Below are 18,538 nucleotides of genomic sequence, written 5' to 3'. Positions count from 1 at the left end.
GTAAATTTGCACGCCTTAAATAACTATTATTTAATGCAAGCAACTATTAACTTTTAAAATTAAACATGAAAAAAAGTATTATTATTTTTTTACTTGGGATTTTTTCTTTTAGCTCAGCCTTTGCTCAACAGACCCTTATTAAAGGTAGTGTAAAAGATGCTGTAACTAACGAGCCCATACCAAATGTTACAATTACAATTGAAGAAACACAACAAACCACAACTACAGATGGCTTTGGTGAATTTACTTTTTCTTCTAATGTACCATTAGGAGAACAGGTCTTGAAAATATCTAAAGATGGATATGTCACTAAAAGATATCCAATTGTAGTAAACGAAGGTCAAACTGTAAATATTACAGACATGACCTTAGACATTGATGTCTCTGATTCTGTAGATTTATTTACAATTACATTATCAGACGACGAGCTTAATGATGACGCAAGTGCTTCAGATAATATTTCTGGATTACTGCAATCGTCTCAAGACATTTTTCAACGAACTGCAGCATTTGAATTTAGTTCATCCTTTTTTAGAGTAAGAGGTTTAGATTCAGACAATGGTTCGGTTTTAATTAACGGAATTGAAATGAATAAAATGTTTAATGGAAGACCTCAGTGGAGTAATTGGGGAGGACTTAATGACGTCATGCGTAACCAAGAGCTAACGACTGGCTTAACACCTTCGGCTTATAATTTTGGTGGTATTTTAGGAACATCTAACATTAATACACGTGCTTCAAAATACAGACAAGGAGGACGTATAACATATTCATCATCTAATCGTAGTTATACTAACCGTTTAATGGCTAGCTATTCTTCTGGGTTAGTAGAAGGTGGTTGGGCATACAGTTTTGCTATTGGTAGACGATGGGGAAATGAAGGATTTCAAGATGCTTCTTTATATGATGCTAATTCATTTTTTGCTTCTGTTGAGAAGAAAATTAATGACAAGCATAGCTTAAACTTCACTTCTATTTATGCGCCAAACAGAAGAGGTAAATCTTCTCCTAATACTCAAGAAGTTTATGACCTAAAAGGTATAAAGTATAACGAATATTGGGGTTGGCTTGATGGAGAAAAACGTAACTCTCGTATTAAAGAAGTTAAGGAACCTATATTAATGTTAAACCATTATTGGGATATTTCAGACAAAACTTCATTAAACACAAATATAGGTTATCAATTTGGTTCTTTAGGAAACAGTCGTTTAGATTATTCTGGTGGAGCAAACCCAAGTCCAGCTTACTACCAAAATTTACCGAGTTACTTTTTAGCTGATACAGATGGTCCTGATAATGCTGGAGCATATGAAGCTGAACAAAACTTTATTAACGATGGACAAATTGATTGGAATCGAATTATAGATGCTAATGTTACTAATAATATTAGTGGTTTACCAGCAGCTTATGTACTTTATGAAGATAGAAGTGATGATAAACAACTCACTGTAAATTCAATTTTAAGTGCTGAGATTAATGAAAATATTTTATTAAACGCATCTGTTAATTACAAACGATTAAAATCAGAAAATTTTGGTGAAGTTATAGATGTATTAGGATCTAATTCTGGTGTCCTTAACGTAGATTCTTTTGACGGTTTTCAATACGACAATCAAAACCCTAATCGTATCGTTGGTGAAGGTGATAAATTTAGATACAATTATAATTTATTTGCTAATGTAATTTCTGGATATGCACAAGGACAATTTAAGTATAATAAAGTAGATTTTTTCTTATCTGCTAGTGTTACAAATACAACATACCAAAGAGAAGGATTATGGGAGCATAGTAATTATCTTGGAGAAGAATCATTAGGTAAAGGAAAAGAATTAACTTTTACTGGATTTGGTGGTAAAGGTGGATTTACATATAAAATAACAGGTAAACATTTATTAGATGTTAATGCTGGTTATATTACAAGAGCTCCTTCCTTACGTAACACATATTCGAATGCCAGAGAAAATGCAAATATTGTTAGAGATATTTCTGAAGAAAAAGTAAGCTCGTTTGATATAAGCTATATTTTTAGATCTCCTATTGTAAAAGCAAAAGTTACTGGATTTTACTCTAAAATTGAAGATGCTAATGAAATATCCTTTTATTATGTAGATGGATTAGTTGGGTTTGAAGATGGAGAAGGAAACTTATCAACTGATGGATCTGCATTTGTACAGGAAGTATTACAAGGTATTGATAAAAAACACATTGGAGTTGAATTAGGTATTGAAGCACAAGTTACACCAACTATTAAATTAAAAGGTGCAGCATCTGTAGGACAGTATACTTACGACAATAACCCTAATCTATATTTAACATCGTCTAGTTTTAGTGATGAAGGTCTTGATTTTGGTCAATCTAACCTTAAAGATTATAAAATTGCTGGTGGTCCTCAACGTGCAGCTTCTATTGGTTTTGAATATCGTGATCCAGATTACTGGTGGTTTGGTGCAACAGCAAACTTTTTCTCTAACGCTTATGTAGATGTAAGTCCATTAACTCGAACAGAAAACTTTTATCTAGACCTTGATGGTTTACCATTTAATGATTATAATGAAGACATCGCTACAGAATTATTAAAGCAAGAAAAGTTTGATGATTATATGGTAGTTAACCTTATTGGAGGAAAGTCTTGGAAAATAGACCAATATTACATTGGCTTTTTTGCTAGTGTTGGAAACCTACTAGACAAGCAATATAAAACAGGAGGTTTTGAACAAGGTAGAAATGCAAATTATAGAGAACTAAGAGATGATGTCTCTAACCCAAAACGAGTGTTCGGACCAAAATATTGGTATGGACGTGGTACAAATTACTTTGTAAATGTGTATTTTAGATTCTAGAAAAAGAAAAATAATAAATAACAAAACAATTATGAAAACGATTAAATTTTTAAAATTAACACTAATCTTAATAGCTTCTATTGCTATTACGTCTTGTGTACAAGATGATGATTATTCAGTTCCTAACGATTTAGGAGAAGCAGAGAATAATGGTTTAGCACAAATCATGGCTGGGCTAAATTCAGGTGATTTAATAGAAATTTCAATTGCAGATTTGAAAGCACTTTACCAAACTTATGAAGATGGGCAAAGTGGTTTTGATTATGACCATTTTATTCAAATTCCTGATAATTTAGTTGTAAAGGGCTATGTTAGTTCTTCTGATGCAACAGGAAATTTTTATAAAGAGTTCTACATGCAAGATGCTCCTGAAAACCCAACAGCAGCTATAGGTGTAATTATAAATCAAGTAGATTCTTATAACCAATTTAATATTGGACGAGAAGTATACATTAGACTTGCAGGTAATTATGTGGGTTACAATTCTAATGAAGTAATTTCTATTGGTGGTGGTACTGATGATGATGAAGTAGGACAATTTACTGCTAACCAAATTTCTTCTAATATCTTTAGATCAACAACTACAGAAACTATAGTGCCTTTAGAAGTTAATTTGTCTGCAATTAGTGAAACTCATGTTGGAATGTTTGTCACTGTTAATAACGTTCAGTTTCCAACAAACTTAGCTGGTAGCACATACGGAGATCCTAATGAAGATTTTGATACGCAAAGAACTCTTCAAGCTTGTGAAGGATTTGGATATTCTAACTTCTTATTAGAAAGTAGTTCTTTCTCTAATTTTTACAACACTCCATTACCTACAGACAATGGTGGTAGTATTTCTGCTGTTGTTTTAAAATCTTATGGAGGAGACAACTTGGTTTTCTTACTTAACGATTTAAACGATGTACAGTTTAACAGTGCACGTTGTACTCCATTAAATATAGATGATTTTAATGTTGTTTTTGATGAAACATTTTCTGGAGGTCAAGGAAGTTGGGAGGTTACAAATACAGTAGGCACAGATGACTGGTATGCTGCTAGTTTTAGTGGTGAATCTTATATGAGAGCTTCAGCTTTTGACAATGGTTCAATTGTTGATATGGTTAGCTGGTTAATTTCTCCTTCAATAAATTTTGATGCGCAGGACGACGAACAACTATTATTGCAAATTGCTGATGCTTTTAGTAACGGACAGCCTTTAAAAGCATATTACTCTAATGATTATACAACTGGTAGTAACCCAGATGATGCAACATGGACAGAGATAGGAAGTTCTCAAATTGAAGCCTTAGGTGTTAATACTGGCTTTTTTGATAATAATTACGAAACAACTGGACTTATTGATCTTTCAATGGTGACAGGTAATGCTGTTTTAGCTTTTGTTTACGATAGTAATAGTGGTACAGTTTCTACAACTATTGATTTAAGTGATGTGAAAATATTAGCACAATAAAAGCTTTTATATAAAACAAAAAGGCTGTCCATGAGACAGCCTTTTTGTTATAATCATATTTGAAGAACTTTCAAAAATAGTTATCAAGCAACAATCTTATACCTAAAATTATACAGATAAAAGCTTGTCTTGTGTAAATCATTATATTTAAAACTAAAAAAAAATTAGTTTTTTTACAGTTACCAATATTTATAAGAACTTTTTTTATCATTTATACAAGATGACAACCTTCGATATATTTTTCTTTAGCATTTTTAGCCATTATAAGACTCGTTTTAAACAAAAAGCAAATACTATAGCTGTGTTTTATATTTCTGTGCTACAAATAGCTTTACTGTTTCTTTTAGGAAGTTTTTTTGCTGTGTTTTTGAGTCAAATGAATGTTGCTACTATGTCTTCAAGTAAAGCTTGGACATTATTTATAATAGCATCTGTAATTATTTATTTTAAAAACTGGATACAGTATAGCGGAAAAAAGCGCAAGGTCTTAAATGCAAAAACAAATAAAAGTAAATCTAAGTTATACTCCATTTGGCTACTTTGGTTGTTGCCAATTGCATGCATAGGGCTTTCCATTATAATATTAAAAGCATTATAATAAAAACGCCATCAACATAAGTTGATGGCGTTTTTAATTTTATTAATTTTTAGTTTAATTTTCTCTTTGAATATAAATCCAAGCTGATCTAGTCTTACCATTTTGGTATTCCATAGTATAGAAATACGTACCTACTGGTAACTCATCTCCATCATCGGTTTGTCCATGCCATTCATTAGTATAGTTCTTTTTTGAATATACTAACGTTCCGTTTCTATTAAAGATTTCTAATTTAGTAACACCATAGCTACTTAAATCAAAGGTTTCATTTAAACCATCATTGTTTGGAGAAATCCCTTGAGGAATCACACATGTTTCTAACTCAACTACTGTAATAGTTTCATCATTAGAGCAACCTGTATCGTTAAAAACAACTTCTATTGTATAATCACCAGCTTCAAGAACTGGAAGTGATAATCCGTTTTCACCAGTAATTAAACCATTATCTAAATACCAATTAATACTTACTTCTGCTTCAATATAGTTTTCAGGTGTTGCCGTTATAATAACTGGAACAGTTGCATTAGGACATACTTCATATTCAATAGTATCTGTAAATGATGTTAAAGGCTCTATGTCTATTTCCAATTCAAAACTATTGGTCACATAACAATCTGGATTAGTTATTGTTTCAACTCTAACAAATACTGTCTCTCCAGAACTATCATATGGACTCACTAAAGCTCCTATTCCAGCATCAGCATCAACTTGAGTTGCATAATATGTAATATTAAATTGAGAAGCGTCTTGACCATTTAACACAGCACTATCGTGATCTGAAAGGAAAAACGTGGCAATACCATCGTCGTCATTATCACATCCAGTCATAGTAATACTTTCAGCTGTATGTGTTGGACTCGAAATAGATAATTCAAAACTAGTTGTTTCAAAACATCCTGTAGAATTATCCTCAATTCTAACAAAAACAGTTTGAGGGTTTGATGTATTCGTATAAGGAGATACCAAATCTGTACTACCAGTATTAGCATCACCTAGAGATTCATGATATGTTACAGTAAAATCAGCAGGATTTTGAGATCCTAAAACAACACTATCATTGTCATTAAGATTAAATTGTGCTTGATTTGTTGTAGAACATGCTGATAAAGGATCTGGTGTATTAGCGATTACTGGATTTGGTAAAAATTCAATTAATATTTCATCATCAATAATACACGATGGAGAAAAAATAATTTGAACAGTATATAAGCCTTCTTCTGTTACACTAAGTGTAGAAGCTGTTTCTCCAGGAATTACAAAGCCATCCTTATACCATACGTGATTAACGCTAGGCGCAGATGTATCTAAAATAATAGGTTGGTCTTCACAAACGGCATTACCTCCTGCTATTGTAATATCTCCTCCTAAATCTACTTCTCCAATGTCAAAACTACCAGCTTTTAAAAACACACCCGAATCATATGCGCTATCCCTTGCATCTGCAATAACCAATTTAATATGATACGTTTCTCCAATATTAACAGGAGAATAGGCTGTAAACACAGCTGTTCTTCCATCAAAAGAAATTGGAGGCAGATTATCTGGTATATACTCTCCAAAGTACTGTTCATTTACCGCTGGACAAGAGCCATTATCTGGATGAATATTAGTCACAAAAATAGGATCTGTTGTTCCTGGTACTACAGCTAAATTCGTAGTTGTACCACTCGAATCGGTTAGTAAAAATGCGAACGCATCAGAGTATTGACATTCAAATCCACCCATATCATACTCTTCAGAAGCCATGATAAAATCAAAACTCAATTCATCATCTAATGGTACAAAATCAAACTCCACAATAGTAGCATTATTAGAATCTTCTCCTGTTATACCTGCCAAAAATGGGTCTCCTGGCCATGTAGGAGAACCATCAGACACAAAATTAATATTTGGTCCAGCAGCTTGACTAGCATCACCTGTTGTTAATAATAAACCTTCGTCAAATGGGAAACCTCCATCCGGATTAGAGAAATATCCAATTCCATTTTCTTCACCAAAATTGGTTCCAGTCGAGAAGGTTATATTTGAAATTTGCGCACAAGGACTATCAATTAATACATCAAGAACCAATTCTTCTACTGTATATGTTGTTTGGTCAACCATTACATTACCAGCACCTGGTCTTATACAAAGGTCAAATGTATAATCTTCGGCATCGCCTCCAGCAGAAAATACTCTTACATAATAAGTGTTTCCAACGGTTAAAGCAGGTGTCACACTTGCATCAGCATCAGAACAGTATAGTTCTACAGGAGCTCCACAAGTACCTTCGTAAACTGCATGATCTATATTTTGGAAGAAACCTCCTCCATTAATATTTATTAGCGAAATAATTTGAATCTCATTTAATGCCGTAAACTCAAACCATACATCGTCATCTGGATTTCCAGCGCAACTTCCGTTAGGCACTCCAGAAGGTGTGGCTTCTAGTAAAGTACCTGAAGTGATTAAAGTACAACTATCATCTGTATTAACTTGAGCTACAGTGGCATCACAAGGGTTGTCGTTATCTGGTGGACAAGCCAATAATTGAAATGCTGGACTGTTGATAACGCAATTTCCATCTTGATCATTGCTAGTTGTAATAATCACATCTACTCCAAAACCAAATGGCCCTAATTGATAAGTTCCTGCTGCAGTAACCGCTTCTGTTGAAGCATCAATATTGTTTGATATTGTTAATGAAGTCGCATCACCTAAATCTATAATATTTACATCAATCAAAAATTGCGAACCATTAGCACAATCATCAACAATTTGATATGTAGCTGTAGGATTTATACAGGTGGCACAAGCTACAGTGACATCAAATGGTGTATAACCATTATCTTCACAACTTACAGATCCATCTGAGTTAATATACCATGATATCGTATCTCCTGATGATTGAAATGTAATTCCAGTTGGGTCTGGTACATTTTGATTCAATAACTCTGTTCCATCTGAATCTATAATCACTAACTCATCACAACAGCCTTCCATCTGTCCTGCATTAATTGTAAAGTTTAAGGGACTACCATCTGAACTAGTATATGTAAATGTCGCTTGTGATGGATCATCATCTATATTATTGTAATAACAAAAAACAGTATTCACTGGTCCATCACTACAATCTACAACATAATCTAAACATACATTTTGTGTTAAAACTCCACTTGATATTTCACAATTTGAATCATCGTTATTTAACAATGTAATGATTACAGGAGTTGTATTAGCATAAGGGCCAAAAGTTACAATGCCTGTAGCACTAACTGTTTGTGGTGCAGTTCCTTGATCATCTGAAACAGTTAGAGATGTCGCTGAACCTAAATTAGTGATATCTACATCTAGAAAAAATTCTGGTCCGACTACACAATTTGAAACCACATTAAATGTAGCTTCAGGGTCAACACAAGTATTTTCTGTTATTGTTAATGTATAAGCAACTGATTGAGGTGCAGCCCAAGTTGATATCATAATATAATAGGTTTGTCCTCCTGTTACCGCAAAATTGTCAATTAATAAATCATCTTGAGAAAACCCATTTGTTGCTCCAGTTTCACACTGAACACCAATATTGGCACAATCAGTATAAACAAAAACGCCAGCATAATTATCAGAAAGATTTGATAATTCAATATCAATAGAGGTATCTGCTGTTGGCGTATAAGCATAAACAACGTCATCACCATTGAGATAACCAAAATCTGAACTACAATCTGTTCCTGCTGTTCCATCATAATCATCTGTATAATTTGATGTGTCATCTGAAGTTACATAAGGTAATGGTGTCGTTACTGGTATGGCAGACTCACAGAGTTCTCCAGGACCACCAATTCTATAACTAAAAGGACCAGCCCAAATACTTGTTCCATCTGGACCACAATCTGCTCTTATATAAAATTCATAGTCAGTTCCTTCTGTTAAACCTGTAATTGTATAAGGAATAGTTGTTACATTAATTCCAGTATCTGTATCTGTTGGTACTGGACCACCAGCAACTTGATGAAAAACTTCCCAAGCTGTTTCAGTTCCTCCAGGAGTCCAACTTAAATCAGCAGAAGAAGACGTTAAATTAAAGGCGTCTAAATCTGATGGAAAATTACAGGTAGAATTATAAACATGAACATTATCTATTAACCAATACCATGCCCAAACATTTCCATCATTATATGTAAAACGAACTTGCATAGCAGCATTAGAATAAGGAGTAATATCAATATGTTGTTGGTCTGGAGCGTTAAAAGCTCCTGCGTCTGCTGTTTGATTTAAAACTTCAATCCAGTTAGTCCCATCAAAGACTTCTACTACAGTAAAATCTGCTCCAATATTATCATAATGTTGATCAAAGTCTAAAAAAAGTGCCGTAGCTCCTGTGGTATCAAATACTGGTGATGTTAATGTTTCTATTAGTTCTGTTCCGTTACCATTTGCATCACTGTCAACAAAAGCACAGTTAGTACCATTTAAACTTCCTGCTCCTCCTTGCATTCCAGAAACCCATGAATCTCCAGTAGCTCCTCCTGCATCATCAATTGTCCATGTAGCTGGTATTTCTGTGTCAAAATCTTCTTGAAGATATGTCTGCGCATTTAAACTTAATGATAATACAAAAAGTATGCATATGGATGTAATTTTTTTCATTTGATTTAATTGAGTTAGTTAATCATTTCCTTTCCTAGAAAACATAAAAAGCCCTGTAATAAAACAGAGCTTTTATAATTGGTTAGTTTGTCATTGAAATATTTAATTATTTTGTTTGTGGTCCTCCACTCACAATAATAAATTCTGATCTTCTATTCATTTGATGGTCTTCTTCAGAGCAATTAGAACCACAATCTACTTTTGGTTCACTTTCTCCTTTACCAGCTCCAGATATTCTAGATTTATCTATGCCTTTAGAAATCACATATTGCACTGTGGTTTTAGCTCTTCTATCAGATAATCTTGCATTATATGATGCAGAACCTCTACTATCAGTATGAGACATAGCATTGATAACCATTTCAGGATATTTGTTCATAACCTGAACTAGTTTATCTAATTCAAAAGCAGCTTGAGATGTGATATTAGATTTATCAAACTCAAAGAAAATCGGGTTTAAAACAATCTCTTCTGGTTTAATAATTTCTTCAATAGGATCAAGCATGATGTTAACTAAGACTTCTTCATCTGTAGTAGCATTTACTTTAAATTTCTGGCTTACATAACCATCCATAACAATCTCTAATTCGGCATCTTTTTCGGTTTCAATAATAAAATCTACAGTTCCGTCAGAATTGGTTACTTTAGATAAAACCTTATTTCCTTGGTCATCATATAAGGTAACACTTGCTGCATTAACAGGGTTTCCGGTTTTAGAATCTACTACTTTTCCAGCAACTAATACATCAAATAAAGGTTGTATTTTCTTAATGCTGTAAACATCATCTCCACCTAAACCACCATCTCTATTAGATGACACATAACCTTCTTCTGATTCTTCATCAATAGTAAAAGCAAAATCATCTGCACTACTATTAATTGGAATACCAATATTACGAACTGGTCCCATTTTTCCATCAACAATTTTAGAAACAAATACGTCTAAGTTTCCTAAACCTAAATGCCCATTTGAAGAAAAATAAAGTATGTTTTTACTACTTACGAATGGAAATTTTTCTACTCCAGAAGTATTTACTTTTTGTCCTAAATTCTCAGGTTCTCCTAATGAACCATCATCGTTAATAGCAGCTCTATAAATATCTGCTTGACCAAATCCTCCAGGCATGTCTGAAGAGAAATAAAGTGTTTTTCCATCAGGACTTACCGAAGGTTGCGCTATTGAATATTCTTTGCTATTTATTGGAAAACCTTCAACATTACTCCAAGTACTTCCAGATTTAGTAGCCTTAAATAATTGTAATCTACTATATCTTACTTTAGTAATAGAATCTTTTTCATATATCTTTTCAAAGTAACTCTCTCTAGAAAAATACATGGTTTTGCCATCAGGAGAAAAAGACACTACACCTTCATGGTATTTTGTATTAACATCTTCTTCAACTAATGTTGCTGCTTGATAAGTTCCATCTTCATTTTTTGTTAACTCATAAACGTCAAGAAACGGTTCTTCGTTCCATCCATAAGTTTTACGATTTGTATTTCTAGCAGACGCGATATATAATTTACCATCTTTAAAAGTTCCTCCAAAATCGGCAAACTTCGTATTAAACCCAAGACTTTGAATATTGAACTTCTTCCCTTTGTCAAGGATTTTTGGTAAATAATCAGGATCTTCTTTAAAAGCTATTGCTCTATCATCACTAGGTCTCATTTTAGCAAACCTTGCCATTTGCGTATTAGATTCTTCGTATTTACCATTAGCTTTAAGCATTTGCGAATACTTAAATATCATTTCTGGTTCATCAGAAGTTTCGAGAGCTTTGGCATACCAAGTTTCGGCTTCTTGCGTATTAAATACATTATAGTACGATTCGGCTAACTGTCCATAAACGTATGCATCGCCTTTACCGTTATCAATTAATTTTTTATAGGCTTCAGCAGCATCAACAAATTCAAATCTTGCGAAATGCTTATCTGCCTTTTTTGTGTTTTTATTTTGAGCTATTAAGCTAAAACTACTTAATGCTACTATTGTAAAAAGTGTTACTATTTTTTTCATAATCTTTAGCTTAGCTGGTTAGAAATATCTTGGTGAACGTGAAACATTTTTCGGGAAGTTCAAATCAAATAATAACATGAACTCGTGAGATGCAGGAGCATACTTTTTAATATCTGATGTTACAGAGTCGTATGCATATCCTATTCTTATTGTTGGAGTTACAGCAAAATTCACTAAACCAGAAAAAGAATCATCTAATCTGTAAGAACCACCTATTTCAAATTTCTCAAAAAACAACGCATTTAAATTCACATCGAACGATGTAGGCGCATCAAATGCAGATTTAACCAAGAATGAAGGCTTCAACTTAGTGTTAGTTGATAATTGAAACACATAACCTCCAGTTAAAAAGTAATGTCTATCTTCCGAACCTAATTCATAACCATCAGCATCTAAATGTACTGAGTTTAAAATGTTAGGTACAGAAAATGATAAATAATAATTATCAGTATAATAAAATACTCCAGCTCCAATATTAGGAGTTGTTGAGTTTATATCTTGAAACAGAGGATCATCTTCATCTATTAAATCTATACCAGTTAGTCCTATATCGTGGAATGTTGCACCAGCTTTAACACCAAATGCTAAACGATGTGCTCCTCCTAATTTTAAAGTATAAGAAAAATCTGCATAAGCATTCGTTTCTTTTACTGGTCCAATTTGGTCTGAAATGACAGATAAACCTATTCCTACTTTTTCACCAACCGGAAGGTGACCAAAGAAAGTTCCTGTTTCTGGTGCTCCATCAATGCCTGTCCATTGTGTACGATATAATAACCCAAATGAAAGATTTTCTCTAGATCCTGCATAAGCTGGATTAATCACATTCATGTTGTACATGTACTGTGTGTATTGTGGATCTTGCTGTCCATACATTTGTGTTGCAATGAGAAATACAACAATAATATAAAGTTTTTTCATCTGATAATTTTTAGTTGTTTTTAGTTGTTGGATATAATTTGTACAGTATTTGCATTTTAACAAATACTGTACATCATAATATTAATTTATTGATTTAGTTTTCTCTTTGAATGTAAATCCATGCAGCTCTCTCCTTACCGTTTTCATATTCCATTGTGTAGAAGTATGTTCCTACAGGTAATTCGTCACCATCATTGGTTTGTCCATGCCATTCGTTTTTATAATTTTTCTTAGAATACACTAAGACACCATTTCTATTAAAAATTTCTAGTTTACTAACATTATAACTACTTAAATCAAACACTTCATTTAAACCATCATTGTTTGGTGAGATTCCTTGAGGAATTACACAGGTAGGTAATTCTATAACGGTTTGATCTACTGACCAAATACAACCCGTTAGATTATTTTCAACTTCAATTGTATAAGTTCCAGCATCTATAACTGGCAGTGTTAAACTGTTTTCTCCAGCGATTAAACCATTATCTAAATACCAGTTAATAGTTACATCTGCTTCAGCGTAATTATTTGCAATGGCAGTTATCATAATTGGAGCTGAGGCATTAGGACACACTTCATAACTGAAATCTGTATCTGGAGCAAAACTTGTATCTGGTAATGGGTTTACTACAAGTTCAACAGTACCTGTTGAATAACAATCAAAAGCAACATTACTTTCAATTCTTACATAAATAGTGTCAGAAGCACTACTGTGTAAATTAGAGGTATCAATAGCAGCTGTATTATTATCTGCATCATCTTGTGTTAAGTGGTAACTTACATTGTAATTAGCTGGATCTTGAGCACCAAGAACGTTTGCATCTTGAGATGCTAAATCAAATAAGATTATACCATCAAAATCATCATCACATTCAGCATATGTAACACTATTTACCGTTGGTGTAGGTCCTGAAATAATCAAATCAAATGTTGACAACACAAAACAACCTGGAGCATTGGCATCTTCTACTCTTACATGTATTGTTTGAGGATTTGATGTATTAGAATAATCTACAAGAGGTAATGGATTCATATTTAGCCCAGCATCACTTACAGATGCATGGTATGTTACATTAAAATCTGCTGGATCTTGAGCACCAAGTATTGTACTTGTTTGATCTCCTAAATCAAAATCTTCTACTTCATCAGCTGAAGCATCGTCACAAGTAATCATATCATTTACTGGGTTTGCAACTGCTTGTGCTCCAAGAGTTACATTTACAACAATAGAATATGAAAACCCTTCACATACATCACCATTAACCTCTACAAAATAACCTCCAGACTCTGTGACCGTTAAGGTAGAACTTGTAGCACCTACAATAGGAATACTATCTTGATCATACCATTGGTACGAATCAGCATATGGAGAACTCGCCTCTAATTCAATAGAACTCACACCACATAATGCTGGTATTTCACCAAATCCTGGAGTCATTGGATCCTCTGTAATTGCGACACCTCCATATAGGATTTCAACATCACAAACTATTTCACAATTAGTACCATCTGGTGGACCTGAATCTTGTGTAAAGGTATAAACACCTGCATCTTGAGAATAATTTGTTATTAAGATAATATATACATCTCCAGCTTGAACGCCATTTAATTCAATAGTTTCTATACTAACGAAAGAGAAACTACAGTCGGCTACATTTTCAGGTAATAAATCTGCACAAGCTACATCTTGTGCGTTAAATGGACCCCAAACTATAAAGTCGACATCATTACCTGTACCATCATTACCAGTCTGTTCTAAAGTAAATACATAATCTCCAGACTCATCAAAATAAATTGCATTCCAAATAGGATCTGGCTGAGAACCTAAACAATCATAATCTAAATATGGTGGCGCTATATCATCTCCTATAATACTCGGATATTCTAAATCACTAGCACAAATTGGTAATGCTTCAAGACAAAATGTTAAATCTGGAGTACTAATACATAAATCAAATGTACTTGTTTCATTATCACTTCCACCAGAAAATATTCTAATCCAATACGTATTACCAACTATTAAAGATGGAGTTAAACTCACGGTATCATCAGAACAATATACTTCGGTTAAACCATTACAATTTCCTTCGTAAAGTGCATGGTCAATATTAGTTGTACCACCTGCAATATTATCAATCGTAATTACATGGTTTTCACTTAAAGCTACAAACTCAAACCAAACATCATCATCTGGATCTCCAGCACAAGAGCCACTTGGAACTCCTGAAGGTGTTGCTTGAAGAATTGTTCCAAAAGTAGTAGTAGTACATGTATCATCGGCATTAACTACAGCTGTAGTTGCAGAACAAGGGTCATTATTTTCTGGAGCAGTAAAGAATGGAATTGGTCCAGCCCATAAACTAAACGTACCACCTCCACAATTGGCTCTAACCCAAACCTCATATTCTGTAGTTCCTGTTAATCCTGTTTCAGTTATAGATGTTGTTGTCACTGGTGTACCTGAACCCGTTGGTTCTCCTGTACCTAAAGGAACAACCACATACTCCCAATCAGTTTCACCACTATTAGCTGTCCAATCTATATCTGCTGTTGTTTGAGTCGCATTAGAAACAATAATACTGCTAGGTGCAATACAAAACGATCCACAAGTCTCCACTCTAACATAATCAATAGACATATCACCTTCAAAATCGTTTATTCCTGTATGGCTAAATTCTATATATATAACCTGACCTAAGTAAGCATCTAAATTGATTCCTATAGGCACCCAAGGATCTGAACCAGAAGTTTGTAAATCTCCTGCCCAAGCAAACTCCGTTGTAAATGGTCCAGTTGGCGAATTAGAGATTCCTACATTTAATGTTCCCATACCTGCTCCATAAGCATGCATGTAGAAAGATAATTCAGCACCATCAACCGCTGTTGTTAAATCTATGGCTGGCGTCACAGCTGAAGCTGTATCAGTAGCTCCACCTGAAGCTTCATAATTCATATAACTTGCTCCACTAAAAGCAACATCGGCACCAGTATCTCCAGATCCAGAGTCATTAGGGATCTCCCAAGTACCATCACCTCCATTAATATCTCCTGTCCAACCATCTACTCCATCAAATTCTGCTGTAAAAATAAACGAAGAACTTCCTGATGTACATGTTACTCCAACTGGAGGAGGAGGAGGCGTATTAAGCGTTGTAAACGTTAAAGGTCCTGTCCAGCTACTTAAACCTTGAGCACCACAATCGGCAAGCACCCAAACTTCATATTGTGTTGTTGCAGTAAGTCCTGTTGCTGTGTATGGGTTATTTGTTGTTGCTACTCCTGATCCTGTTGGCACACCAGTACCTGCTGGCTGCACCACAACTTCCCAAGAGGTTTCAGAACCTCCAGGTGTCCAACTTATATCTGCTGTAACATCTGAAAACGTATCTAAAGTTAAGTTAGAAGGCTCTTGACATGTTGGAGGTGTTCTTACTCTAAATTTACCAACATGAAAATCATAATCTTCAGCATCATTAACAGTTCCATCTGAAGCCCAAATTGCAAATTGCACATTAGTTCCAGTTACTCCAGATAAATCTTCTATATATTCTGTACCTCCAACAGCTGGCTCATTAGCAGCATTCCAAGTTGTTAAAGTCGTCCAAGTTGCACCACCATCAATACTTTGTAATAATCTTACTTCATCATCAGATCCCATAGAGTCATCTTCATCACCATTAAGCCAGTTTGTTACTGCTACATTAACTTCTAATTGGTAGCCACCAGCTGATAAATCAAAAAATGGCGATAATAACCATTCTCTATCAGTGTTTCCAAATAGGTTGATAGCATTACTATCACCAAACGCATAGTTTGTCCCATCACGCCAATCTGATGTACCAGAACCACTAGGTCCATCAGCTATTTCACCATCATTAGATTCATCCCAACAAGCGTCAGGAACATTAACTGACATATCTGCATTGTATTCTGGAACAAAAACCGAACACGCTGTTTGGAACGTAACTGGTCCAACCCAAGGGCTAAATTCGCCACTACAATCTGATCGAACATAAACCTCATAATCTGTAACTGCTGTTAAGCCTGTTGCAGTATAAGGATTATTTGTTGTAGGTGTTCCTGATCCTGTAGGAACGCCTGTTCCTGCTGGTTGCACTACAATTTCCCAGCTTGTCTCTCCTCCTCCTGCTGTCCAACTTATATCAGCAGTGGTTGCAAAAACACCAGCTGCTGTAACACCTGATGGTTCTGGACACGATACATCAAACACATTAATTGAGTCAAACCCAATACCTTCATCTTGCACACTACCATCTGAACCAAATGCAAATCTTAGCAACACATTACTTTCTCCTGCTAATCCAACTAAGGCATGACGAGCTACAACCCAGCCACCTGAACCGTTGGCAGCATCACGACCAGTCCAACCTTCTTGTTGTCCTCCTGGATCACCTCCAATTGTATCATCTGTAAACCAATTGTTTGGATCACCAAAAGCACCAACATTTTGCCAAGAAGTTCCGGCGTCTATTGATGATTGCAATACCATTCCGTCCCAACTAAACTCAGAATTCCACCATATGCTAAACTCGATTGAAGGTGCAGCCAAACTTGAAAAATCAAAAACAGGACTAACTACAGCTCCACTTTCATTTGTTGCATAGTCACCTGTTAAACTTGTTACCCAAGCATTAGTACCTGAATCAGCACTATTAATAACTGCATTTGCTGGAGTACCAAGCTCCCAAGAAACATTTGCAGGATCATCAACAGTCCATCCACCATCTCCAGATTCAAAATCTTCAAAATATGGATATGTAGTAATTTGAGCATTTGCATTCCATGCTAGCAAAACAAGGAATAATGCTAATAGAGAAGTAATCTTTTTCATTTTTTAAACTATTAATTATTTTTTAGCTTTCTGATTATAAACACTTTAACCTCATATATTCATAAAGTAAGACTAAATAAATAAGGTTAAACATTATATGAATAGAACCAAATAAGTAACCGAAGATAAAAAAAATGGTTATTAAGAAAGCCTTAACATTGTTATAATAGACGAAGTGTCATTTTTATCGATAAAAAGATTAACCGCTAATTCATCATGCTTAAACGTATAAAAACTGGAAAGTGATCGCTAAATCCGCCTTTGTATTTTTTTCCAATATAGGTTCGAAATGGTTGTCCTTTATACTTACCATGATATTGTGTTAAAAATTTCTCGTCAAAGATATCTGCTTTTTCAAATTTTAGACTTGAATCGTTAGTTTCAAAAAAATTGGTTGAGAATAATATTTGATCGAATACATTCCACTTGAAATTATGATTTTGAGTTCCTCTAGAATAAGACACTAAGATTTTCATTGGGTTAAATAGCCCGGATTTTTCAGAAAGCATTTTTACACTTTCATTATTTGGATTGTCATTAAAATCTCCCATTACAACAATCTTAGAATTTACCTCTTTAGCTCTTATCATTTCAATAATTTCTATCACTTTATGAGAAGCTGCTAATCTATTTACAGAAGACTCCTTAACACCATCGCGACGCGAAGGCCAATGATTAACAATACAATGAATTAACTCTCCATTAAGTTTTCCAGAGACTAATAATATATCTCTAGTAAAATCTTGAATACCATTTTCTTTTTCTAAGTACACCGAAAAAGGTTTAGAGTACTCTAATTCAAATTCATCTTTATTGTAAATCAAACCTACATCAATCCCTCTTTCATCTTTTGAATCATAATGCACAATATCGTAGTTGTGATCCTTCAAATCTTCCGTTCTAATTAAATCCTGAAGCACCTTTTTATTTTCAGCTTCAGCTATTCCTATTAATGTTGGAGGTTTTTGAAGATCATCAAAACCAATCTTTGAGATAGCTTCTGCTAGTTTATACAACTTCCGTTCATAACGCTTTTTAGTCCATCGTTTTACCGAATGCGGCAAAAAATCGTTATCATGAGTTAACTTATTATCTTCAAAATCAAAAAGGTTTTCTACATTATAAAATGCTATTGTAAAATGCACTTCTGTTGTACTTTGTTTTTCCATCAAGACAAATTTAAATTTTATAAAGACAATACACATACTTTGATTTACGTAACTTT

8 protein-coding genes are annotated in these 18,538 nt (G+C 34.1%); 3 read left to right on the top strand and 5 right to left on the bottom strand.

The window, feature by feature from the left end; genetic code table 11:
* Positions 1-65: 65 nt before the first annotated feature.
* From ACP15M_RS07500 to ACP15M_RS07490, 3 genes are all read left to right on the top strand, one after another.
* Entirely contained in the window at positions 66-2,840 is a 2,775-nt protein-coding gene (locus ACP15M_RS07500) for a carboxypeptidase regulatory-like domain-containing protein (RefSeq protein WP_425076570.1), read from the top strand.
* Positions 2,841-2,871: 31 nt separating this feature from the next.
* Positions 2,872-4,296, top strand: coding sequence for a DUF5689 domain-containing protein (locus ACP15M_RS07495; RefSeq protein ID WP_425076569.1), 1,425 nt, complete (start codon positions 2,872-2,874; stop codon positions 4,294-4,296).
* Between the two features lie 220 nt (positions 4,297-4,516).
* A complete protein-coding gene (locus ACP15M_RS07490; protein ID WP_425076568.1) occupies positions 4,517-4,894 on the top strand; it encodes a hypothetical protein in 378 nt (125 codons plus the stop codon).
* Positions 4,895-4,948: 54 nt separating this feature from the next.
* Here ACP15M_RS07490 and ACP15M_RS07485 read toward each other — a convergent pair whose 3' ends face one another.
* From ACP15M_RS07485 to ACP15M_RS07465, 5 genes are all read right to left on the bottom strand, one after another.
* Complete coding sequence (locus tag ACP15M_RS07485; RefSeq protein WP_425076567.1) at positions 4,949-9,520, bottom strand: choice-of-anchor L domain-containing protein; 4,572 nt, start codon at positions 9,518-9,520, stop codon at positions 4,949-4,951.
* A gap of 106 nt (positions 9,521-9,626) precedes the next feature.
* On the bottom strand, positions 9,627-11,540 hold the full coding sequence (locus ACP15M_RS07480) for an OmpA family protein (protein WP_425076566.1): 1,914 nt from the start codon (positions 11,538-11,540) through the stop codon (positions 9,627-9,629).
* A gap of 18 nt (positions 11,541-11,558) precedes the next feature.
* Positions 11,559-12,461 (bottom strand): PorP/SprF family type IX secretion system membrane protein, encoded by a 903-nt coding sequence (locus tag ACP15M_RS07475; protein ID WP_425076565.1) that lies wholly within the window; start codon positions 12,459-12,461, stop codon positions 11,559-11,561.
* A gap of 94 nt (positions 12,462-12,555) precedes the next feature.
* Positions 12,556-17,313, bottom strand: a complete 4,758-nt coding sequence (locus ACP15M_RS07470; protein ID WP_425076564.1) for a gliding motility-associated C-terminal domain-containing protein — start codon at positions 17,311-17,313, stop codon at positions 12,556-12,558.
* A 206-nt stretch (positions 17,314-17,519) separates the two neighbouring features.
* Positions 17,520-18,482 carry an endonuclease gene (locus ACP15M_RS07465; RefSeq protein WP_425076563.1) on the bottom strand — a complete coding sequence of 321 codons (963 nt, stop codon included), beginning with the start codon at positions 18,480-18,482 and terminating at the stop codon, positions 17,520-17,522.
* Positions 18,483-18,538: the final 56 nt, after the last annotated feature.

The organism is Psychroserpens sp. S379A, from assembly GCF_049800755.1.
Lineage (GTDB): Bacteria > Bacteroidota > Bacteroidia > Flavobacteriales > Flavobacteriaceae > Psychroserpens.
This window is presented reverse-complemented; position numbering and strand designations above follow the sequence as displayed.